General features: G+C 75.8%; 19 protein-coding genes. 3 read left to right on the plus strand and 16 right to left on the minus strand.

The annotated features are described in order from the left end of the window. Positions 1–2: 2 nt before the first annotated feature. From ACYQ02_RS00680 to ACYQ02_RS00730, 11 genes are all read right to left on the minus strand, one after another. Complete coding sequence (locus tag ACYQ02_RS00680) at positions 3–1,094, minus strand: ABC transporter ATP-binding protein (protein WP_460038509.1); 1,092 nt, start codon at positions 1,092–1,094, stop codon at positions 3–5. Between the two features lie 209 nt (positions 1,095–1,303). Further along, positions 1,304–2,455, minus strand: coding sequence for a polysaccharide deacetylase family protein (locus ACYQ02_RS00685; RefSeq protein ID WP_460038510.1), 1,152 nt, complete (start codon positions 2,453–2,455; stop codon positions 1,304–1,306). Then, entirely contained in the window at positions 2,404–3,969 is a 1,566-nt protein-coding gene (locus ACYQ02_RS00690) for an XRE family transcriptional regulator (RefSeq protein WP_460038511.1), read from the minus strand. The genes ACYQ02_RS00685 and ACYQ02_RS00690 overlap by 52 nt, the downstream gene beginning before the upstream one ends. Then, a complete protein-coding gene (modB, locus tag ACYQ02_RS00695) occupies positions 3,966–4,730 on the minus strand; it encodes a molybdate ABC transporter permease subunit (protein ID WP_460038512.1) in 765 nt (254 codons plus the stop codon). The genes ACYQ02_RS00690 and modB overlap by 4 nt, the downstream gene beginning before the upstream one ends. A gap of 97 nt (positions 4,731–4,827) precedes the next feature. Continuing rightward, a complete protein-coding gene (modA, locus tag ACYQ02_RS00700; RefSeq protein ID WP_460038513.1) occupies positions 4,828–5,934 on the minus strand; it encodes a molybdate ABC transporter substrate-binding protein in 1,107 nt (368 codons plus the stop codon). A 449-nt stretch (positions 5,935–6,383) separates the two neighbouring features. Next, positions 6,384–6,899 (minus strand): type 1 glutamine amidotransferase domain-containing protein, encoded by a 516-nt coding sequence (locus ACYQ02_RS00705; protein ID WP_460038514.1) that lies wholly within the window; start codon positions 6,897–6,899, stop codon positions 6,384–6,386. A gap of 197 nt (positions 6,900–7,096) precedes the next feature. Further along, positions 7,097–7,660: a GAF domain-containing protein gene (locus tag ACYQ02_RS00710; RefSeq protein WP_460038515.1), complete on the minus strand. Its 564-nt coding sequence runs from the start codon at positions 7,658–7,660 to the stop codon at positions 7,097–7,099. Positions 7,661–7,734: 74 nt separating this feature from the next. Continuing rightward, entirely contained in the window at positions 7,735–8,718 is a 984-nt protein-coding gene (gene glpX, locus ACYQ02_RS00715; protein ID WP_460038516.1) for a class II fructose-bisphosphatase, read from the minus strand. 256 nt (positions 8,719–8,974) lie between these two features. Beyond that, entirely contained in the window at positions 8,975–9,832 is an 858-nt protein-coding gene (locus ACYQ02_RS00720) for a class II fructose-1,6-bisphosphate aldolase (protein WP_460038604.1), read from the minus strand. A 108-nt stretch (positions 9,833–9,940) separates the two neighbouring features. Beyond that, positions 9,941–10,345: a glycine dehydrogenase gene (locus tag ACYQ02_RS00725; RefSeq protein ID WP_460038517.1), complete on the minus strand. Its 405-nt coding sequence runs from the start codon at positions 10,343–10,345 to the stop codon at positions 9,941–9,943. Beyond that, the gene (locus tag ACYQ02_RS00730) at positions 10,342–10,821 is read right to left on the minus strand and encodes an acyl-CoA thioesterase (protein WP_460038605.1); all 480 of its coding nucleotides are present in this window, start codon (positions 10,819–10,821) and stop codon (positions 10,342–10,344) included. The genes ACYQ02_RS00725 and ACYQ02_RS00730 overlap by 4 nt, the downstream gene beginning before the upstream one ends. 320 nt (positions 10,822–11,141) lie before the next feature. Here ACYQ02_RS00730 and ACYQ02_RS00735 point away from each other — a divergent pair, with 320 nt between their 5' ends. Further along, positions 11,142–11,624, plus strand: a complete 483-nt coding sequence (locus ACYQ02_RS00735) for an SRPBCC family protein (protein WP_460038518.1) — start codon at positions 11,142–11,144, stop codon at positions 11,622–11,624. Here ACYQ02_RS00735 and ACYQ02_RS00740 read toward each other — a convergent pair. The 3 genes from ACYQ02_RS00740 to ACYQ02_RS00750 form a co-directional block, all read right to left on the minus strand. After that, entirely contained in the window at positions 11,587–13,494 is a 1,908-nt protein-coding gene (locus ACYQ02_RS00740) for an ABC transporter ATP-binding protein (protein ID WP_460038519.1), read from the minus strand. The two genes, ACYQ02_RS00735 and ACYQ02_RS00740, sit on opposite strands and share 38 nt — an antisense overlap. A 90-nt stretch (positions 13,495–13,584) precedes the next feature. Further along, positions 13,585–14,844: a glycosyltransferase family 2 protein gene (locus tag ACYQ02_RS00745; protein ID WP_460038520.1), complete on the minus strand. Its 1,260-nt coding sequence runs from the start codon at positions 14,842–14,844 to the stop codon at positions 13,585–13,587. Positions 14,845–14,947: 103 nt separating this feature from the next. After that, positions 14,948–17,539, minus strand: coding sequence for a hypothetical protein (locus ACYQ02_RS00750; RefSeq protein WP_460038521.1), 2,592 nt, complete (start codon positions 17,537–17,539; stop codon positions 14,948–14,950). 552 nt (positions 17,540–18,091) lie between these two features. Here ACYQ02_RS00750 and ACYQ02_RS00755 point away from each other — a divergent pair. Both ACYQ02_RS00755 and ACYQ02_RS00760 read left to right on the plus strand, forming a co-directional pair. Further along, positions 18,092–18,544 (plus strand): DUF192 domain-containing protein, encoded by a 453-nt coding sequence (locus ACYQ02_RS00755; protein ID WP_460038522.1) that lies wholly within the window; start codon positions 18,092–18,094, stop codon positions 18,542–18,544. Between the two features lie 58 nt (positions 18,545–18,602). After that, positions 18,603–18,944 (plus strand): glutaredoxin domain-containing protein, encoded by a 342-nt coding sequence (locus ACYQ02_RS00760; RefSeq protein ID WP_460038523.1) that lies wholly within the window; start codon positions 18,603–18,605, stop codon positions 18,942–18,944. 62 nt (positions 18,945–19,006) lie between these two features. On the opposite strand, the gene ACYQ02_RS00765 is transcribed toward ACYQ02_RS00760, so the two are convergent. Then, the gene (locus tag ACYQ02_RS00765) at positions 19,007–20,326 is read right to left on the minus strand and encodes a glutamine synthetase family protein (RefSeq protein ID WP_460038524.1); all 1,320 of its coding nucleotides are present in this window, start codon (positions 20,324–20,326) and stop codon (positions 19,007–19,009) included. After that, positions 20,307–20,888: a MerR family transcriptional regulator gene (locus ACYQ02_RS00770; RefSeq protein WP_460038525.1), complete on the minus strand. Its 582-nt coding sequence runs from the start codon at positions 20,886–20,888 to the stop codon at positions 20,307–20,309. The genes ACYQ02_RS00765 and ACYQ02_RS00770 overlap by 20 nt, the downstream gene beginning before the upstream one ends. Between the last annotated feature and the right edge of the window lie 387 nt (positions 20,889–21,275).

The raw sequence follows: 21,275 nt of genomic DNA on the forward strand, positions 1-21,275 counted from the left end.
CCTCACCTCCTGGCGGCGCCTGCGGCCGGGCGGCGACCCCGCCGGTCGCCGGCCGCTGCCCTGCCCCGCCCTTGCTCGCCCGGGGCGGAAGGCGCCGGTTCGTCGGTCACCAGCTGCATGAAGATCTCCTCCAGGGTCATCTCCAGGGGGCGCATCTCCAGGATGGGCCAGCGCTCGGCGGCCATGGCGTAGAAGATCGGCTCGCGCACGTCCCGGCCCCGCGCCGTCACCTCCAGCCGGACCACCGCTTCGGGCTCCGGGCCCGTCCGTTCACCGGGCGCGGCTCCCGCCCCGGCCGGTGCCGGGGCCGCCGCCCCGTGGCCGGGCTCCAGCAGCCGCACGGCTTCCACTCCGTCCAGCTCCCGCAACCGGCGGGCCACCGCCTCGGCAGGCCCCTTGACGGCCAGCTGCAGGGCCGTTCCGCCCTGGAGCGCCCGGGTCAGGCCTTCCGGCGTGTCCTGGGCCACCAGGCGGCCCCGGTTCATGATCAGCACCCGCTGGCAGGTCTGGCGCACTTCCGGCAGGATGTGGGAGCTCAGGATCACCGTGTGCTCCCCGGCCAGGTCGCGGATCAGCTGGCGCACCTCCACGATCTGGGTGGGGTCCAGGCCCACCGTGGGCTCGTCCAGGATCAGCACGTCGGGCTTGCCCACCAGGGCCTGGGCCAGGCCGACCCGCTGGCGGTAACCGCGGGACAGGTTGCCGATCAGGCGCTTCCACACGTGGGCCACCCCGGTGCGCTCGGCGGCGTCCTGGGCCTCGGCCCGGCGCCGGTGGCGGGGGACGCCCTTCAAGGCGGCGACGAAGAGCAGGTAGGATTCCACCGTCATGTCCGGGTACACCGGCGGGTTCTCGGGCAGGTAGCCCACCCGCCGCTTGACTTCCAGGGGTTCTTCCCAGGTGTCGAACCCGGCGACGCGGATGGTGCCCGCGCTGGGCGGCATGTAGCCGGTGATGAGGCGCATGGTGGTCGTCTTGCCGGCCCCGTTGGGACCCAGCAAGCCGACGATCTCGCCCCGCCCGACGGTGAAGGTCAGGTCCGTCACCGCCCGGTGCTCGCCAAAGCGTTTGCTCACGTGGGAGACCTCGATCATGGCAACCCTCCTCCCGGTCCGGAAAGCCCGGCCACCGCGCAACAGTATAGCATCGGCCCTTCCGGCGCCGCCGGACGGGGAGGAAGGCAAATGTAAAGGATTTGTTAACGGGGCGTGAGGCCGTGCTGGCCGCGCTGGTGTCGAGCGGGGGTTCCGGCCGGTGCCGGGAGGGGGTCGCGGCCGGAAGGCGGGGCGGGCGGAGCGCGGCGTCAGGGCCGGCCTGGAGGGGCCAGCAGGGCCGGTGCCCCCTCCCGCCCCGGCGCCGCCGCCCAGGCGGAGGCCGCCGCCAGGGCGGGGGCCGGCGGGCCCAGGGGCCGGAAGGCCGGCCGGGCCGCGTCGACGGGCCAGGGGGAGAGCAGCTGCCCCAGGGGGACGATGGCCAGCCCCCGGCGCTGGAGGCCCTCGATCATGGCGGGCAGGGCCTCCACGGTGACCGCCGTCGGGTGCATGAGGATGAGGTCGCCGGGACGCGCCTGGGTGACGATCCGCCGCGCCATCGCCGCGGGCGCCGGCTTCATCCAGTCCACCGTGTCCAGGCTCCAGTAGATCAGGCGCACGCCGGCCTCGGCCGCCGCCTGTTCCACCGCGGCCGTGCGCACCCCCCGGTGGGTGCTGTAGAACCGGATGGCCGCAGGCTCGACCCCGGCGGCCCGGGCGACGGCCGCCACGCCCTGCCGGAGATCGGCCAGGACGCTCGCCGCCGGCGCCCCCTCCAGGTCCAGGGCGTCGGAGTAGCCGTGGCTGCCCAGCTCGTGGCCCCGCCGGGCCATGGCCGCCACCAGGTCGGGGTGGGCTTCCGCCCAGCGGCCCACGGGGAAGAAGGTCACCCGCACGCCGCCCCGGTCGAAGGCGTCCAGCATGGCGGGCAGATGCTCCTCCCCCCAGGCCACGTTGACCAGGAAGGTCACCGCCTGCTTGCGCCGGTTGCCGTGGTAGACCGGCGCCTGGGGGAAGGCGTCCAGGTCCCGGCGGGGCGGGATGGCGCGGAAGGCCAGGTCGACCCGGCTGCCCCGGGGCGCGCGCAGGATCGCCGCCAGGCTGGCCGGTTCGTCCAGCTCTAGACCGGCGAGGCCCGGGATCACCGCCCGGTTGGCCGGATCGGGCCGGGCATCCTCCGGCGGCATGGCCACCCGGGGGGCCAGCTGCCCTAGCCAGGCCTCCACCCGCTCCCGGGGCCAGCCGCCCACCGCCACGGGTCCGACCCAGACGCCCGGCGCCACCCGGCCGGGCAGGTCGCGGGGGGATCCCCTGCCGGGAAGAAGCCGGGCCGGCGACCAGCCGTGCCGCCCCAGGGCCACCGCCACCCCGATCAGCAGAAGCCATCCCAGCGCCCGCCGCCACCGTTGCCGCGTTGCCGCCATGGTCCACCGCTCCCCGAGCGGGCCGTCGGGCCCGGCGCCGCCGGCTGGGGTGATCGCCCGCTCCAATCCGAACCTATGGGGGGCGGGGCGGCGGCATGAGCGGCGGGCGGGTCCGGGTCGAGGCGGGCCATGACGGTGCCCGTGGCCGTCGTGTCGAACCCGCCCAGGGCGGCCAGCTGGCGCCGGACCCAGGCGTCGCCCAGGGTGCCCAGCAGGGCCTGCACCGCCGGTTCGTCCAGGGTGGGACGGAGGAAGACCAGGTCGTAGGCCACCGCCCGCAGGGGGATGAACCCGAGCCCAAAGGCGGCGGCGACGGCCGCCGTGCTGACCCCCGCGTCGGCCTCGCCCCGGGCCACGGCCCGGGCCACCTGCAGGTGGTCGGGGACGAACCGGTCGAAACCGGCCACCGCCTGGGGCGGGATCCCCGCCGCCGCCAGGCACCGTTCTAGGAGCAGCCGGGAGCCGGCCCCGGGCTCGCGGTTGACCACCACCACCCCCGGCCGGGCCAGGTCGGCGACGCTCCGCAAGCCCAGGGGGTTGCCGGGCGCGACCAGCAGGCCCTCCTCCCAGACCCCCAGGCGGATGACCACCGCCGCCAGGCCCGGCAGCATCGCCCGGATGAAGGCCAGGTTGTCGGGCTCGCCGGGTCCTCCCGCCACGTGGACCCCGGCGGCGTGGACCGTCCCCGCCCGCAGCAGCTCCAGGGCCCGGCGGCTGTTGACGGCCAGGCGGTGCAAGCGGGCGCCGTGCCGGCCGGCGGCCAGGGTCCGGGCCCAGAGGGAGAGCTCGGGGGCGCACCCCGCCACCAGCACGGAACGGTCCAGATCCTGGGGGTCTTCCAGCAGGGCCGCCCGCCAGCGGCGACCGCCAGCCGGGGGTGCGGCGGGTTCGACCACCCCCGGGTTGACCGGCCCCTCACCGGCCGGGGCCGCAGCGTCACCGAGGGCTGCGGCGGGCTCGCCCGCTCCCGGCTCGACCCGCCCCTCGCCAGCCGGGGGTGGGGCGTCACCGGGGGCCGCGCCGGGTTCCACCGCCTGCGGCTCGACCGGCCCCTCCCCGGCCGGCGCGATCAGCCGGGCCCCGGCCGGCACCAGGTCGGCGGCAAAGGCGGCGTCGCCGTGGAGCAGGTGGCCGACCCAGCGCCCGCCCACCCGGCCCACCAGGATCCGGCCGCCCGGCGGCGCCTCCGGAGCGGGGACCTGGGCCCCGCCATCCCCATCCGGTGCGGGTGCCAGCTCGACGACCACCTCCGGCGGCGGCTCCTCCAGCCGGAAGAGGTCCTCCACCCGGCAGCCCAGGGCCCGGGCCAGGCGCAGGGCCACCGCCAGGGAGGGGGTCATCTGGCCCGCCTCGATGGCGCCGATGGCCTGCCGGGTCACGCCGGCCCTGGTGGCCAGCTCCTGCTGGGTGAGGCCGAGCCGCAGGCGGGCCTCCCGCAAAGCCGCCGCCACCACCGGCGGCCCGCCTTCGGGTCGCCCGCCCGGCCCGGGACCGCCCCCTTGCTCGCCCCTCATGGCTGCGGCCTCCTCCCGTCCCAACCCAGCAGGCCGGCCGGGGTGGGCACGGGCGGCGGGGAGGGGACCGGGCGGACGAACCGGCTTCCGCTCGGCTCCCCCCGCCGCGGCCGGCGCCAGCGGTAGCCCGCCCCCAGGGAGAGGGCGGCCACCGCCGTCAGGAGCAGCGCCAGGCGGGCGGCCACGTCGTCCCGGCCGGCCTGGACGGCGCTGTAGATCGCCAGGGGCAGGGTCTGGGTCCGGCCCGGGATGTTGCCCGCGACCATCAGGGTGGCGCCGAATTCCCCCAGGGCCCGGGCGAACGCCAGCAAGACCCCGGTGGCGATGCCGGGCCAGGCCAGGGGCAGCACGATCCGCCGGGCCAGGGTCCACCCGGCCGCCCCGTCGATGGCCGCCGCCTCCCGGACGTCGGCCGGGATCTCCTCCAGGGCCGCCCGGGCGGGCTGCACGAACAGGGGCAGGGCCACCACGGCCGCCGCCAGCACCGCCGCCGCCGGCGTGAAGATCAGGCCCGTCCCCAGCCCGCGGCCGGCCAGCCAGCCCAGGGGCCCGTGGCGCCCCAGCAGCTGCAGGAGGTAGAACCCGAGGACCGTGGGCGGGAGGGCCAGGGGCAGGGTGACGGCCACATCCAGCAGGGTCCGGCCCCGCCACCCCGGCCGGGCCAGGAGGGCCGCCAGGGGCAGACCGGCCGCCACCACGATCAGCGTGGCCGCCGTGGCCACCAGCAGCGACACCCGCAAGGCACCCATGGCATCGACCACCGGTCTCTCCCTCCCCCTTCCGCCGCCCCGCACCCGCCCGTCCCGGGCCGGCCCTTTGTCGATCACGCTGTCGATCCCGCGGCTCCTGACGCCCCGATCAGGGAGGCAGCAGAAACCCGTAATGCCGCAAGAGGGCCTGGCCTTCCGGCCCTGCGAGGAACCGCATCAGGTCCCGGGCCGCCTCCCCATGGGGAGCCGCCCGCGGGACCGCCGCCGGGTAGACGATGGGGTCGTGGCTGCCCGCCGGCGCCGGGGCCACCACCCGCACCCCCGGCGCCGTCGCCGCGTCCGTCGCGTAGACGATGCCAGCATCGGCAGCCCCCGCCGCCACGTGGTGGAGGACCTGCCGGACGTCCTGGTCCAGGACCAGCTTGGGCTCGACCGCCCCCCAGAGGCCCAGGTGCTCCAGCACCTGCCGGCCGTAGCGGCCCGCCGGGACGTGGGCCGGGTCCCCCAGGGCGACGCGGTGCACCGCCGCGCCGGCCAGGTCCGCCCACGCCTTGACCGGCACGGCCGGCGGGCCGCCGTCCCCGGCCGCCGGGACGACCAGCACCAGCCGGTTGCCGGCGATGACCCGGACGTCGCCCTCCGCCACCAGCCCCGCCCGGACCAGCCGCTCCACCGGCTCCCGGCCGGCCGCCACGAACAGGTCGACGGGGGCGCCCGCCTCCACCTGGGCCGCCAGGGCCCCCGAGGAGCCGAAGTTGAACTGGACCATCACGTCGGGACGAACCTGCCGGAAGGCGGCGGCCACCGCCTGCAGGGCATCCTGGAGGGAGGCGGCCGCCGCCACCAGGAGGACCGTCTCCCCCGCCCGGCCCGCCCCGGCGCCGGCGGAACGCCCCCCAGCGGGGATTTGGCCGGGGTCGGAGGCCACCGGGCCCGCCCCAGGGGCACCCGGTTCCGCAGCGGCCCCCGTACCGGCCCCGGCGGAAGCCCCGGGGCCGGGGGCGGCCGGTTCGTCCGGCGATAAAGCCGCCCCGCCGCACCCGGTCGCGGCGATCAGCGTCACCAGGGCCATCACCCAGGCCATGGCGGCCGCCCTGATCGCCCAGGGGCGGAACCCCTTCCGCCTCCGCCGGCTCCCCAGCCCCCGCCGGCCGGAACGGCCGGGCGCCGTGCCGGCGGCCTTCGCCGTGGAGGCTGGAAGCTCGTCTCCAGACACCGCGGGGACCGCCCCCGCCGTGGGCGCCGGTTCCGTCATGGGACCGCCTCCCGCCTTCCCCCGCGCCGTGTTCGCCGGCCTGCCTGCGAAGATCACGTCCACCCACCGGGGAAGATTTCCATGGCCTGGAGGTCATTCCTGCTTGCCTGAGGCAACTCGCGGTGGCCCCTACCGGCCGGATGGCCTGAGGGAAACCGGGGGGACCCGCCAGGGGGTACCCGGCGGGGGGTGCCTGCCGGGGGGCGGCCCAGGCCAGGGCCCCGTCGCAGACTCGAACCCCGGGGCCCTGGCGAAGACCCAACCCCGGGGCCTCGTCGCACACCCCAACCCCGGAGCCCCGGCGAAGACCCCCCATCGGCGCCCCGGCGAAAACGGCGGGGCGCGGCAAGGACCTTGCCGCGCCCCGGACGCCCCAAGGCTCCTTCATGGGGGGCTGACTGCATTGGAGTGGCCGACTGCAGGGTGAAACCGGAACGATGGGGACGGGCTCACCCCTCCCCCAGCTTGGCCAGGATCGCCTTCATGTAGGCCGGCAGGTCGTCCGGCGTCCGGGAGGTGACCAGGTTGCCGTCGATCACCACCGGCTCGTCCACCCACTCGCAGCCGGCGTTCCGCATGTCGTCCCGGATGGCCCGGACGCTGGTGGCCTTGCGGCCCCGCAGGACGTCGGCCGAGACCAGCATCCACCCGGCGTGGCAGATGGCCGCCACCAGCTTGCCCTGGTCATGGATCTGGCGGACGAACCGGACCATCCGCTCGTCGCGGCGCATCTTGTCGGGGGCGTAGCCGCCGGGGATCACCACGCCGTCGTACTCCTCGGGCTGCACCTCGGCGATGGACTTGACCGCCTTGGCCGGGTAGTGGTGCTTGCTGGTGTAGGCCCGCTCCCGCTCGCTGCCGATCAGCTCGACCTGGTGCCCGGCCTCCAGCAGCCGGTAGTAGGGATACCAGAGCTCCAGGTCCTCGTACATGTCGTCGACCAGGATGGCGATGCGCTTGGCCACGCCCGCTCACCTCCGCTCCCATGGTGGACCGTCCCGGTGCTCGCCAGCAAGGCGCGCCCGCGGCACCAGCCTGCCGGTCTCCGCCGCCGGCCTGCCGGCCTCCGCCGCCGCCGGGTGGCCGCCGCCACCGGCCGGCGATCCGGCGGGGGGTCCGCCCGCCGTCATCTCCTCTCCCGGGCAGCGGGCGGCGGCCCGGTTCAGCGTTCGCTATCGCCCGCGGCAGCCGCCTCCGGCTGCGCCGCCGCCCGCTCGGCCAGCACGGCGCAGACCGCGTTCAGGAACCGCTCGTCCTCCCGGTCGAAGGCGGCCAGGCGGTCGCTGTCGATGTCGATCTCCCCGTAGACCGTCCCGCCCCGGGCGATGGGCACCACGATCTCCGACTGGCACGACAGGAAGCACTGCAGGTAACGCGGGTCCTTCCGCACGTCGGGCACGTTGGCCACCTGACCCGTCGACGCCGCCCAGCCGCAGAGCCCCGCGTTCAGGGGGATCTCCACGTGCTGGGTCGGCTGGGGCCCGTCCCACGCCCACAGCCGGAGCCGGTCGCCCTCGATCATGTAGATCCCGACCCAGGAGTAGTGGGGGAAGTCCCGGTAGAGCCGGGTGCAAACCGCCTGGGCCAGCTCCCGGTACGGCACCCCGCGCGCCGCTTCCGCCTCAAGCCACTCCAGGGTCTGGGCCCGCAGGGCCTCCAGCGCCGCCGCGGCGCCGTCGCCGCCGGCCACGGCGCCGGCCGGTTCCTCCCGCTCCCGATCTGCCATCGCCGTCACCCCGCCTTGGTCCCAATGATCCCCATCCATCCCGACGATCCCCGTCCATCCCGGCGCGGCCGGGTTCAGCCGCCGGCCCCGCCGCCCACCAGGGGGCCGATCACCGGCTTGCGCTCCAGCCGGTGCCAGGCCTCGACGAACCGCACCGTCCCCGTGCGGTAGCGCATGGCCACCGAGTGGGTGAAGGCGCCCCGGCTGGTGAACTGCACGCCCTTCAGCATCTCGCCGCTGGTGATGCCCGTGGCGGCGAAGATCACGTCCTCGCCCCGGACCAGGTCCTCGATGCGCAGGACCCGGGCCTCGTCGATTCCCATGGCCCGCATCCGCTGCCGGTCTTCCTCGTCCTCGGGCCACAGCCGGCCCTGCAGCTCGCCGCCCAGGCAGTACAGGGCGGCCGCCGCCAGCACGCCCTCCGGGGCGCCGCCGATGCCCACCATGAGGTCGATGCCCGTGCCCTCCAGGGCTGTGGCGATGGCCGCCGACACATCGCCGTCGGAGATCATGCGGATCCGGGCGCCGGCCCGGCGGATCCGGGCCACCAGGTCGGCGTGGCGCGGCCGGTCCAGGAGGATGACCGTCACGTCCTCGACCCGCTTGCCCAGGGCCCGGGCCACGGCCTGCAGGTTCTCCTCGATGGGCCGCTCGATGTCGATGGCGCCGGCCGCCGCCGGCCCCACGGCGATCTTCTCCATGTACATGTCCGGAGCGTGCAGGAGGCAGCCTCGCGGCGCCACGGCCAGGACGGCGATGGCGCCGGGCAGGCCCTTGGCCACCAGGTTCGTGCCCTCCAGCGGGTCGACGGCCACGTCCACCTCGGGCCCCTGGCCGCTACCCACCTGCTCGCCGATATAGAGCATCGGCGCCTCGTCCATCTCGCCCTCGCCGATCACCACGGTGCCGCGGATGTCCACGGTGTCGAAGACGGCCCGCATGGCATCGACGGCGGCGCCGTCGGCGGCGTTCTTGTCGCCCCGCCCCATCCAGCGGGCGGCCGCCAGGGCGGCGGCCTCCGTCACCCGCACCAGCTCGAGGGTCAGCTCCCGCTCCATCCCCGATGCCTCCGCTCCCAAAGGCCGATCCGTCGGGGCCCGGTCCTCCCGGACCGCCCTCCGGCTTGATGGGTCCGTGGGGTCCGGCCTGGCCCCCGCCCGGCTCCCGCCGGCCCGCCCTCCGCCTGGCTTCCGCCGGCCCGGCCTCCCCCGGCGCCACCGGACCCGCCGGCCCCCGGCCCTGCCTTCTCGTCGTGCCGCCCATGGGGCGGGGCCGGTTCGTCCGGATGAACCGGCCCCGCCGCCGTCTCCCGCCTCAAGCCTTGCCCGCCGACCCGAAGAGCCGCATCTTCTCCTTGACCTTTTCCTTCATCGCCTCACGGGCGGGGCCCAGGATCTTGCGCGGGTCGATCTCCTGGGGCTTCTCCGCCATGATCTCCCGGGCGCGGCCGACGAAGGCCGCCCGCAGCTCGGTGTCGATGTTGATCTTCCGCACGCCCAGGGGGATGGCCCGGCGGATGTGTTCCTCGGGGATGCCGCTGCCGCCGTGGAGTACCAGGGGCAGGTCGGGCATCAGCTGGTGGATCCGGGCCAGGCGGTCGAAGTCCAGCTTGGGCTCGCCCTTGTAGAAGCCGTGCTTGGTGCCGATGGCCACCGCCAGGTAGTCGACGCCGGTCCGCTCGACGAAGTCGGGCACCACCTCGGGGTCGGTCAGGACCACGTCCCAGTCCTCGACCCGGATCTCCTCCTCGACCCCGCCGATCTTGCCCAGCTCGCCCTCCACGGACACCCCCACGGCGTGGGCGGCCTCCACCGCCTTGGCGGTCAGGCGCACGTTCTCCTCGTAGGGCAGGTGGGAGCCGTCGAACATCACCGAGGTGAAGCCGTAGCGCAGGCACTCCATCACCTGCTCGAAGCTGGGGCCGTGGTCCAGGTGCAGGCAGATGGGCACCCGGGCCTCTTCGGCCGCCGCCAGCACCAGGGCCCGGATGTAGCGGATGCCCGCGTACTTGATGGCGCCCTGGCTGGCCTGGAGGATCACGGGCGACCGCTCCTCCTCGGCCGCGGCGATGATGGCCTGGATGATCTCCATGTTGTTGACGTTGAAGGCGCCCACGGCGTAGTCGCGCTTGCGGGCGTCCTCCAGAAGCTCGATGCCGGTGACCAGCGGCATGTTGGGGATCACCTCGCCCGAGGGGTAGTCCACACCGCTCCCACGATAACAGGAAAGCCCAGGTCCGGGAAAGGGACGAACCGGCCCCGGCGCCCTGGGCCGGCCCGCTCACGGCCGCGGCGGGCGGGAGAGCCCGCTGTGGCCGGGCCGCACCGCCCGGAACCACAGGGACTCCCCCGTCGACAGCAGGACCCGCACCCCGCCCGTGGCATGCTCCTGGCGGACGCGCTCGACATGGTGCAGGAGCACGACCAGCTCCCCCGCCGCGCCTTCCAAGCCCAGGCCCGGCCCGGCCGCATCCCGGACCAGGCCCCGGAAGGAGGACGCCACGTCGGCCACCACCACGTGGCCGCCGCCGAATTCGACCCACACGTCCAGGGTGGCCCCCCGGTCGACGGCCTCCAGCAGGTCCAGCAAGGGTCCCAGCCGCCGCGTGATCCCGGACAGGGACGGGTCGGCGGCCTCCAGGCGTTCCAGCTCCAGTTCGAGGTCCAGCCGGCGGCGGCTGGTCACCGGCCGGCGGCCTCCCCGGCCGGTTCGTCCCCTGGGGCCGGCGGGTCCGCGGCGGGGGGCTGCAAGGCCTCCAGCTGCTCCCAGATGGCGGGGTGTGCCTTGCGCAGGTTGATGGGCTTGCCCCGCCGGTCGATGAAGGCGTGGCGGGTCTCCCCCTCGGCCACCACCCGGTTGCTGCCGGCCGCCCGCAACCGGTAGGCGAAGTCCATGCGGGTGGGGGTCAAGCGGGTGAGCGCCACATCCAGCTCCAGCTCGTCGTCGTAGTCCACGGGGCGCAGGTAGCGGCATCCGGCTTCCAGGACCGGGAGGAACACGCCCTCATCCTCCAGCCGGCGGTAGGAGAGGCCCAGGCGGCGGATCAGCTCCGTCCGCCCGTCGGTGAACCAGTCGAAGTAGCGGGCGTAGTAGGCCCGGCCCATGCGGTCCGTCTCGCCGTAGCGCACCCGGAGCCGGAGGGTCCAGCGGGTCACGGGCATCAACGGGCATCGCCTCCACCGCCTTCCACGATAGCACCCCGGGGGCGCTCCTCGGCAAGGGAAGGCGGCCAAGGGTCCCAGGCGCCCCTGCACCGCGCCGGGGCATCCCTTCCCCCATCCCCCGACGAACCGGTCCCCTCCCCCGCAGACCCTTGAGAACCGAGCACCGGTCCCATACGGTAGGACCGTCGGCACGCCGCTCCACCCGGCGTGCCGGGCCCGCGGTACCCCATCCCGGGCCACGGGCTCCCGCCGAGAAGCGGCGGGGCAAGCGGACAAATCAATGGGAAACGTAGACGAGGGAACAGGAGGTTTTCACGGTGGACGAGCCATGGACGGCGGACGGGCAAGGGCACTCGCTGCCTCCCATCCGGCACACGGTCACGGTCGCAGCCCCCATCGAGCGGGTCTGGGCCGCCATCGCCACCGCCGAGGGGCTATCGACATGGTTCATGCCCGGCGACATCAAGGCCGAAGCCGGCCACGCCTTCACCCTGCAAACGCCTTTTGGCGCGGCCCGCTGCCAGGTGACGGACGTCGAACCCCTGCGCCGGCTACGCTTCACCTGGGGCGAGGACTGGGTTGTGACCTTCGACCTGGAACCGGCCGGCGGCGGAACCCGCGTCACCCTGACCCACGACGGCTGTGTGGCGGGCAAGGTGGCCCCCGAGACCGGGTGGACCCACGAGGCGATCCGCGCCCGGATGGACGAGGGGTGGCGCTCGACGGTGCTGCCCCGCCTCCGCCAGGCGGTCGAAGGATCGCCTACCGCAGGGCCTGCCGGGCCCGGCCGGGCGGGGTGAAGAAGGTGCGGTACAACCGGGCGTACAGGCCACCCCGCGCGATCAGCTCGGTGTGGGTCCCCACCTCCACCACCCGCCCCGCGTCCATCACCACGATCCGGTCCGCCCGCAGGGCGGTGGACAGGCGGTGGGCCACCACCAGGCAGGTGCAGCCGCCGGCGGCCAGGAGATCCAGGGCCTCGTGGATCCGCTCCTCCGACTCGGCGTCCTGGAACGAGGTGGCCTCATCCAGGAGCAGCAGCCGGGGCCGGCGCAACAGGGCCCGGGCGATGGCGATCCGCTGGCGCTGCCCGCCCGAGAGGCGCACCCCCCGCTCGCCCACCGGCGTGTCGTACCCCTGGGGAAGGGCCGCGATGAAGCCGGCCGCATTGGCCTGCTCGGCCGCCCAGCGGATGGCCTCCGGGGTGGCGTCCGGGCACCCGTAGGCGATGTTCTCCGCCACGGTCCCGGAGAAGAGCACCGGGTCCTGCATCACCCAGGCCATCTGCCGCCGCAGGTCTACCAGGGGGAGGGTGCGCACGTCGCGCCCGTCCAGGCGCACCACCCCGGCCTCGGGATCGAAGAACCGCGGCACCAGGTGGAGCAGGGTCGTCTTGCCGGCCCCGGAGGGGCCCACCAGGGCGAGCCGCTCGCCGGGTTCCACCTCCAGGGTGACGTCCCGCAGGACGAGCGGGCCCTCCGGCCGGTAGCGGAAGCGGACGCGGTCGAACGCCAGGGCCGCCCCCCGGCCGGTCGCCCCGGCCGCCCGCAGGGCCGGCGCCCGCAACGGGGACGAACCGGCCGCCCGCGGGCCCGGCGCAGTCGACGCCCGGGCCGTCACCGCATCGCCCGCTGCCCGGTCCCCCTCGGTGGGCAGGGCCAGCACCTCCTGGACCCGCTCCATGGCCGCCAGGCCCTCCTGGAGGATCAGGTGAAAGTTCACCAGGCTCCGCAGGGGCGCCAGCATCATCCGCAGGTAGAGGACCAGGGCCGCCAGCCGGCCGGGGCTCAGGGTGCCCTGGATCGTCAGGTAGCCGCCGGCGAAGAAGAGCAGCAGCAGGCCCAGGTTGCCCATCAGGTCGGCGCCGCTCTCCATCCGCCCGATGAACCGGCGGCGCTCCATGTTGAGGGCCCGGTACCGCCGGCTGGCCTGGGCGAAGCGCTCGGCCTCATGGGGCTCGCCGCCGTAGGCCTTGACCGTGGGCATCGCCCCCACGACCTCCGTCGCCAGCGCCCCGAGCCATCCCGCCTGGGCCTGGATCTCGCGGCTCAGCCGGCGAATGCGCACGGTCTGCAGGTAGAACCAGCCCGCCGCCACGGGGAGGAGCAGGACCAGCGCCACCCCGAGGCCCGGTTGCAGGGCCACCACGGTGCCCACCACGGCCAGCACCCCGCCGAACTCCCCGGCCAGCCGGGCGAAGACCGCCTGGACGAACCGCTCGATGGCGCCCATGTCGTTGGTCAGGCGGGAGACCACGGCCCCCTGGCGTTCCCGGTGGAAGAAGGCCAGCGGCAGGGACTCGATGTGGCGGAACAGGCGGACCCGCAGGTCGTGCACCACCCGCTGGGTCAGGTCGAAGGACACGTAGACCGCGGCGTAGTGGACCGCCGCCCGGGCCGTCACCAGGCCCAGGGACACCAGTGCTCCGGAAGCCAGCCGGCCGAGGTCCCCCGACGGGATGGCCACGTCCAGCAACCAGCGGAAGATCTGCGGGATGCCCAAATCAAGGCCCGAGCGGATCAGCAGCAGGATCACGGCCAGCACCGCCTGGCGCCGGTGGGGCCAGAGCAGCTCCCGGTAGGCGGCCCCGGCCGGCAGGGGCCTTGAGGTCCCTGGGCCGCGCCCGCCCCCCGCCGGCTGCCCGGTCGGGTTGTCGGATCCCGCTGTCAACCGGCGCCCCTTCTTCCCGCCGCCGTTTCCGTCGCGATGGCCGTTCACGCCGCTATTGTAACGCAGCGGTGGCGGCACCCCGGTGGGCGGTCAGTGGGACAGCTCCCCCAGCCGCACCGCCCGGGTGTGGACGGTGGGCACCCACTGCCGGTTCCTCGGCGTCAGCAGCGCCCACAGCACCAGGACGATCCACGAGTACTGGAAGAGGGGCAGCAAGGGGATGAACCGGTACGGCCGCAGCGGCAACCGGTCCAGCACCAGGACCAGCAGCGGTCCCACCACGGCGAACAGGGCCGTCAAGCGGATGGGCCACTCCGGCAAGGGCACCCAGCCCCACTGGGCCAGCGCCGGGCCCGCCACCAGCGTGAGCAAGGAGGCCACGGCGGTGAGCAGCAGGTGCAGCGGCCGCGTCAGGTCGAAGACGAACTCGAACTTGACCGGGTCCAGCTGGCGCAGGCCGGCCCACAGCAGCCGGGGCGCGTGGATCAGCATGACCTGGACGTTGCCCCGGGCCCAGCGGATCCGCTGGCGGCAGGAGGCGACGAAGCCCGTGACCTTCTCGTCGTAGATCCGGGTCTCCCGGGCGAAGGTGGTCACGTAGCCGTGGGCCAGCGCCTTGGCGGAGAACTCCAGGTCTTCCGTCAGGGTGTGGACGTCCCACCCCACCCGCTCCAGCACGTCCCAGGCGATGCACATCCCGGTCCCCGCCAGGGCGCCGCACAGCCCCCAGTTGTGCCGGGCCTGCAGCCGCCACCGGTTGCTCATCCAGAAGCTGAAGGCGAAGGCGGCCGACACCCAGCTGTCGTCGGGGTTCTTGGCGTCCACGTAGGCCTGGATGATCTTCTCCCCGGCCGCCAGGTGGTCGTTCATCACCTGGAGGAAGTTGGGCTGGACCAGGTTGTCGGCGTCGAACATCACCACCGCGTCGTAGCGGCGGCCCAGGCTGGCGATGCGCTCCAGGGCGTAGGCCACGGCGTACTGCTTGCCCCGGCGCCGGTCGTCGAACCGCTCCCAGACGTGGGCCCCGGCCGCCCGAGCGGCGGCGGCGGTGCCGTCGGTGCAGTTGTCGGCGATGACGAAGACGTCGAAGAGGTGCCGGGGGTACGCCTGCCGCCAGAGGCTCTCGATCAGGGGCCCGATCACGGCCTCCTCGTTATGGGCAGGGATCAGCACCGCGAACCGGGTCCGCGGTGCCGTCCGGGGAACCGGACGGGGATTGCGCAGCCCGCCCAGGTAGACGGCCAGGTTGTAGACGACCACGAACACCACGGCCGCCTCCAGGCCGCGCAAGAGCCATACGGGCCACGCCGGCGCCCCGATGACCGTGGCCGCCGGATCCAGGTACGTCACGGTTCTCCCTCCCACACCGGTCGCTTCCGGAATTCCAGCATAGTCCGGCTGGGGGCGGCGTCAATGGGAATCGTGCGGCATCGTGCGGCGGCCGCCCAGCCCTTCAGACGAACCGGAGGCGCACCGGGTTCCCGCCGTCCAAGCGGCCCGCCGGGGCCCGCGGGGACCGTTCCCCCGGGCGGGCATCCCGCCCCCCGCCCGGTTCCACCTCCCGGCCGGTGGCGGCAGCGGCACCCCCCTGGTTCCCGGGGCCTTCGGCGCCCTGCCGAGCCGGCAGCCAACCCGGCAGCGGGTACTCTACGCGGACGACCCGGCCGCCCGCCTGCAGCTCGAGCACCAGCCGCAAGGCAGCCCCTGCGGCCGGCCCGGCGCTCCCCGTGGGGCCGTCCTCCGCGGTGGAACCCGCACCTCCCGCCAGCGGGCCGGGTTCGGCCCCGCCCGTCGTGGGCGGCAGGGCGACGGCCTCCTGGGGCCAGCGGGCCGTCACCCAGCCCACCGGCACCAGATCCAGCGGCCCGGCGGCACAGGCCAGGGTGTCCGCCTGCAGCACCTGCCCTCCGGCCAGCAGGCGCCACGTCCAGCGGCCGGACACCGGTTCGTCCCGGTCGTTGACCAGCCAGACCGGCAGCCGGAAGGCCCGTCCCGGCCGGCAGCGGCCGGGTCTTGTCCCCAGCAGCAGCCGCACGGGCGCACAGGCCTCCCGGCACGCCCGGGCCGCCGCCCGCGGCCGGCCCTCGGCGGTGTACAGGCCGTAGGCGGGTCCTCCCGGCGGATCGTTGAGGGCGAAGAGGAACCCGCCGCCGGCGGGATGGGGCCGCCGGCGCAAGACCTCCGTGCTATACCGTACGAATTGCGCCTGGCCGGTGTGGTCGGCGGCCGGCCAGCCCAGGGAGGACACCACGGTGACGTGGGGCATCCACGCCAGCCGGCGGGCCAGGTGCCTGCCCTCGGGGTCGTGGCCGGCCGGGAAATAGCGCCAGGTGCCGCCGGCCCGGGTCCAGGACGGGCTTCCCACCCGCTCCAGGACGGGCCGGCTGGGGTCGAGGCGCTCCAGTTCCCGGGCCAGGCCGGCCACGGCCCGGTCCCCGGGGATGGGCCACCGCCAGGGGAGCGGCGGCCGTCCCTTCAACGCCTCACCCAACCCCGCCAAGGAGGTGCGGGGGATGGGGCCCCCGTGGGGACGACCGCTTACGGGCTCCCCCGGAGCCGGCCCGGCGGCCGGCCCCTGGGACGGGCCCGGGGACGCTCCCTGGGCCGGTTCCGGAGCCCGCCCCCGGCCTGGCGGCATCCCCAACCCGGCGGATCCTGCTCCGGCCGGCATCGCCGGCTCGGCGCCCAGCGACCAGGCGATCACCGCGGGCCAGCGGCCGACCTCCTCCACCCAGGCGGCCAGCTGGTGCTCCAGGGCGGCAGCCGCGTCCCGGGAGGGGGAGCCCACCGGGGGCAGGTCCTGCCAGATGGCGATCCCCCACCGCGTGGCCGCCTCATACAGGGCGGGGTGGGCCGCATGGGCGTAGACCCGCAGGGCGTTGAGCCCCAGAGCCCGCGCCCGGCGCACCCAGGCCCGGGCCTGGCGGGCGGTGATGGCCCCCGGCCAGGGGCCGGAGGGCACGAGGCAGGCCCCCCGGAAGCGGAGGGGCCGGCCGTTCAGGTACCAGGCCCCGTCGACCCGCTGGCAGAAGCGCACGCCCACCAGGGCGGCAGGTGCCGGAGCGGGCTGGAGGCCCGGCGGCCAGGAGCCGGGTTCGTCCGGCGGCCCAACCATCGGGGTGGTTCCCGGGGTGGCTCCCGCGGAGTCCTGGGGTTCGCCCTGGGGTTCGAACCAGGCCCGCAGCCGGTAGACGTGGGGCCGCCCCCACTCGCCCAGGGTCCAGAGCCGCGGGGCGGGCAGGGTAAACCCGATTTCCCACGTCCCCCCGGGCGGGACCGCCTCCACGTCCCAGGCGACGCAAGCTCCCGGCGCCGCGAAGCCGTCGGGCTCGATGGCGACCCAGCACCGGCCCCGGGCGGGCTCCGTCGCCACGTAGCGGACGCGGGCGCAGCCCCGCACCATGGGCAGGCGCAGCTGGCCCGAGCCGGCATCAGCCCGGGCCCGGCGCCCCGCCGCGCCGCCCGGCGCAGGGAACGGCTCCAGGCCCTCCCCGACGATGAACCAGGACAACCCGACGGGCGCCACCCCGCGGACGAACCGCAACCGCACCGGCCCGGCCAGGCCGGGCGGCAGGTGGCCGGGCGGCACCGCCTCCGGCCGGGCCCAGGCGCCCCAGGCCACGGCCTGGGCCCCGCGGGGCGGCTCGCGGCCCACCCGCCCCGCCTCTCCCCAACCCAGGGGGTGCCTCCGCCGGCGCCCCTCGGCGGCGTCCGCCGCGGGGCCGGCCACCTCGATCTCCAGCCGGTTCGTCCCGGGGCGCAGGGAACGGCTGACGTCGAGGGCGGTGGCCACCTGGCCGGGGGCGGGTGGCTCGTATTCGTCGCCGTTGATCCGCACCCGCACCCGGCCGAGGACGCCTGCCAGCTCCAGGAGGGCCGCAGCCCCGCCGAGATCCGCCGGCACCTCCACCACCCGCCGGTACACCACCACCGGCGGGGGCGGCGTCCCCGGCGGGCTGGGAGGATCCCGGGGCACCCACACCACCGCGGGGCCCGGGCCGGTGCCGGGCCGGTCCACCTGCCAGGGTCCTTCCAGGGGCAGCACGGCTTGTCCCCAGCGGCCAGGGCGCCATACCGTCGGGGCCGCCGGGGAGCCCCGGCCGCCAGCCCCCGCGCCGCCGGCGGGCCGTCGCCCGCCGGCCCCCGGCCCTTCCACCGTCGAGGGTCCTTCGGGTGCAGCCGCCTTCGGGGGCGCCGGCGGGCTCGCGCCGGCCCGCGGCCCTCCCGGCGCCCCATCCGTCGCCGGAGGCCCCGGGACCGCGGGCACCGGTCCACCGGGGACCCTTCCGTTCCGTGCCTTTGCCGGTTCTCGTTCGCGATCTCCGGTCATGGCCGCCACCTCCTCGGCCGCCGCCGGCCGGCCGCAGGAGGGCTGCCGGCGGGGCGCCCCTTCGGTCCGGCCGCAGGGGCCTGGGGGGCCGCGGTCGGTCCCGCCACGCCCCCGCTGGGGACAACCCTATGCGGCCCCGGGCCCCCTGATGATCGCCGGCCGCCCCGGCGGCCGGAACCTGGATCGGCCGGGGCTAACGCGGTCCCCGTTCCGCGCCGAAACCCTGGGTATGGGAGACAGGCCGGTTCGTCCCGGGAGGTGAAGGGCTTGTCCGCGACCGGTGCACCCCAGGCCGGCGACCGCCTCCGGCCGCCCGGCCCCGGGGACCGGGTGCAGGTGGTCAACCTCACCCGGGGAAGCGTCCTGGGCACCGCGGTGGCCGTGGCCGCCACCTGGCGCAGCCGGCGCCGCGGCCTGCTGGGCCGGCAGGGCCTGGACCCCGGCGAGGGCCTCTGGCTCTGGCCGTGCCGCTGGGTCCACAGTTTGGGAATGGCCTTCGCCCTGGACGTCGCCCACCTGGACCGGCAGGGGGTGGTGGTGGCCGCCTACCGCCTGGCCCCCGGCCGGGTGGGGCCCCCCATCTGGCGGGGCGCCAGCGTGCTGGAGCTCCCGGCGGGCACCCTGGAGTCCACCGGCACGCGCCGGGGCGACCGGCTGGCCTGGGCGCCCGCGGGCCTTCCGGCGCGGCCGTCGCCCCGACGCCCGGCCAAGGGCGGCTGACGCATACCCCAACGGGCCGGGTGGAACGCTGAGCCATGCCTGCGGAGGAGGTGGAACCGTGCCCCCCAAGGTCGAGCTGTACCTCCAGCCCGGCTGAGCCGACTGCCACCATGCGGAGGAGTTCCTCCGCCAGCTGGGCGTCGAGTACACCGCCTACGACGTGCGGCAGGACCCCGACGCCTACGACCGGCTGGTCCATCGCTACCAGAGCCGGGTCACCGCCACGGTGGTCATCGACGGCCAGGTGTTCCGCGGCTTCGGGCGCAACCGGGAGGCGATCCAGCGGGCCCTGCAGGGCGCCGGGCGGGGCGCCGCCGAGGGCACCCAGGATGGCGCCGGCCCAACTCGAGGCGCCGGCCGGACTGGGAACGGCGGGGACGATGGGGGCGGCGGGGCGTAGGGGTCGCCACCTCCGCCCCCCTCGCGGGCCCTCGCAGTCCCCCCTCGGAACAGGAGACCCCCTCAAAACACGGGCAGGTACTGGTCCAGCTCCCACTGGTGCACCTGGACGCGGTAGATGTCCCACTCCATCCGCTTGGCCTCCAGGTACCGGGTGAAGAGGTACTCGCCCAGGGCCTCGCGCAGGAGGCCGCTGACCCGCATGTCGTCCAGGGCCTCACCCAGGCTGCCGGGCAGGGGCTCCAGGCCCCGGGCCGCGATCTCCGCCGGGTCCATCTCGAAGACGTTCTCCTCCAGGGGCGGAGGCGGCTCCAGCCGGCGCTCCAGCCCGTCGGCCCCCGCCCGCAACAGGGCGGCCAGGGCCAGGTGGGGATGGCAGCAGGGATCGGGCGCCCGCCATTCCAGCTCGCCGGCGTCCCAGCCCGCCACCAGCCGGGCCAGGGGCGCATGGGTCTCCCGGCCCCAGACCACGTAGACCGGCGCCTCGAAGCCCGGCACCAGGCGCTTGTACGAGTTCACCAGGGGGTTGGTGACGGCGCAAAGGGGCCGGGCGTGGTGGAGCAACCCCGCCAGCCAGTGGCGGGTGGCGGCGGCCCGGCTCCAGGACGAACCCGGCAGCGGGCGCACCCGCATGCGCACGTGCAGGCCCGAGCCGTGGCTGCCCGTGCGCGGCTTGGGGAGCAGCGTGGCGTGCATCCCGTGGCGCTCCGCCACGGCGTAGACGGCGCGCTTGGCGATCATCAGGTGGTCGGCGGCCGCCAGCGGCGGTTGCCAGCCCAGGTCGATCTCGTGCTGGGCGGGCGCCACGGCGTGATGGACCGACTCCACCACGATCCCCATGCTGTCCAGGGCCAGGGCGATCTCCTGGCGCACGGGCTCGCCCGCGTCCCGCACCGACAGGTCCATGTACCCCGCCCGGTCGGGCACCCGCACCTCCGGCCGCCCCCGGCGCCGCCGGAGCAGGTAGAACTCCATCTCGAAGGCCAGTTCCACCGCCACCCCGAGCCCTTCCAGCCGGCGCACCGCGGCCGCCAGCCGCTCCCGCGGGCACCCGTCGAAGGGGCGCCCCTCCCGGGTGAAGATGCCGGCCGGCACCACGGCGACCCGCCCGCCCGCCGGCTCCCAGGGCAGGATGAACACCTGGTCGCCCCCGGCCCGCAGCCGCATCTCCCGCTCCTCGACCCGCATGAACCCCTCCAGGGACGCGCCGTCCACCCGCACGCCCCCGTCCCAGGCGGCGGCGGCTTGCCCGACGGGCAGGGTCAGCCCCTTCTGCACGCCCAGGACGTCGGCGTACACCAGCTGCACCAGGTGCACGCCCTGCTCCGCCAGCCGCCGGGCCCGCTCGTCCGGACGAACCGGCTCAACCGGCGGCCGGCGCATCCCGCCCCGCCCCCTCGCCTTGGGCCGGGCGATGCCGGCGCTGCCAGCGGCGGACCTCATAGAGCACGGCCGGATCCAGGGCCGGGTAGAGGCTGCGGGCCGTGCCCATGCCCGGCACGGCCGGCGCCGGCCCGCGGAAGAGCCGGTCGATCCGCCGCAGGCCCGGGGCCGCCTGGATGGCCGTCCCCGCGCCCGGCCGGCTCGCCGCCCCCGGACGGCCGCTTCCGGCGGCCCGGTGGGCGGGCGCCCCGGCGGCCAGCGGCCAGGGCTCGGCGGCGGCCCGGGCAGCCGGCACGTCGGGCGGGCCCATGACCTCGTCCCGGCCTCGCCGCGCCAGCAGGCGGCGGCGGATCTCGTCCAGGTGCAGGCCCTGCTGGAGCAGCCACTTGATCTCCAGCAGGAGGTCCACGTCGGCCTGGCTGTACCGCCGCTGGTTGCCCGCCGTCCGGGCCGGGCGCACCAGCCCGGCCTGTTCGTAGTAGCGGATCCGCCGCTCGCTGAGGCCGGTCAGGTGGCACACGGCGCCGATGGAATAGAGGGGCAGGTTGCGGTGCCGCGACACGCCAGCCCCCTCCCCTTGCCGTGGGTTCCTTCATACATATGGCGGGATGGCGGCGTCCGTTCCCTGCCCGGGCCGTTCCGGCCCGGGCGGTTCCAGCCCGGGCGGGGAACGGCCCGGGCGCGGCGGCCGGTTCGTCCCGGTCGCCGGCAACACCCGGATCCCAGGCTCCGCCGGTCTTGGGCCGGCCCTGGGGACCCGGGCCCCCGCGGGCCGGACCCTTGAAACCCCGGCCCTGGCTTGGACCGCCCCCCTGGGCCCCGCTGGGAGCCCGCCCCTCCCTGATTCGCCCGCCGGCCACCGTGCCACGTCAGGTTCCCTGACACGCCGGGGCATCCGCCCACCCCGGGACAGGCACCCCACGCCCCGCAGCCCCCATAGCGTGTAGCA

Source organism: Thermaerobacter litoralis (assembly GCF_054654595.1).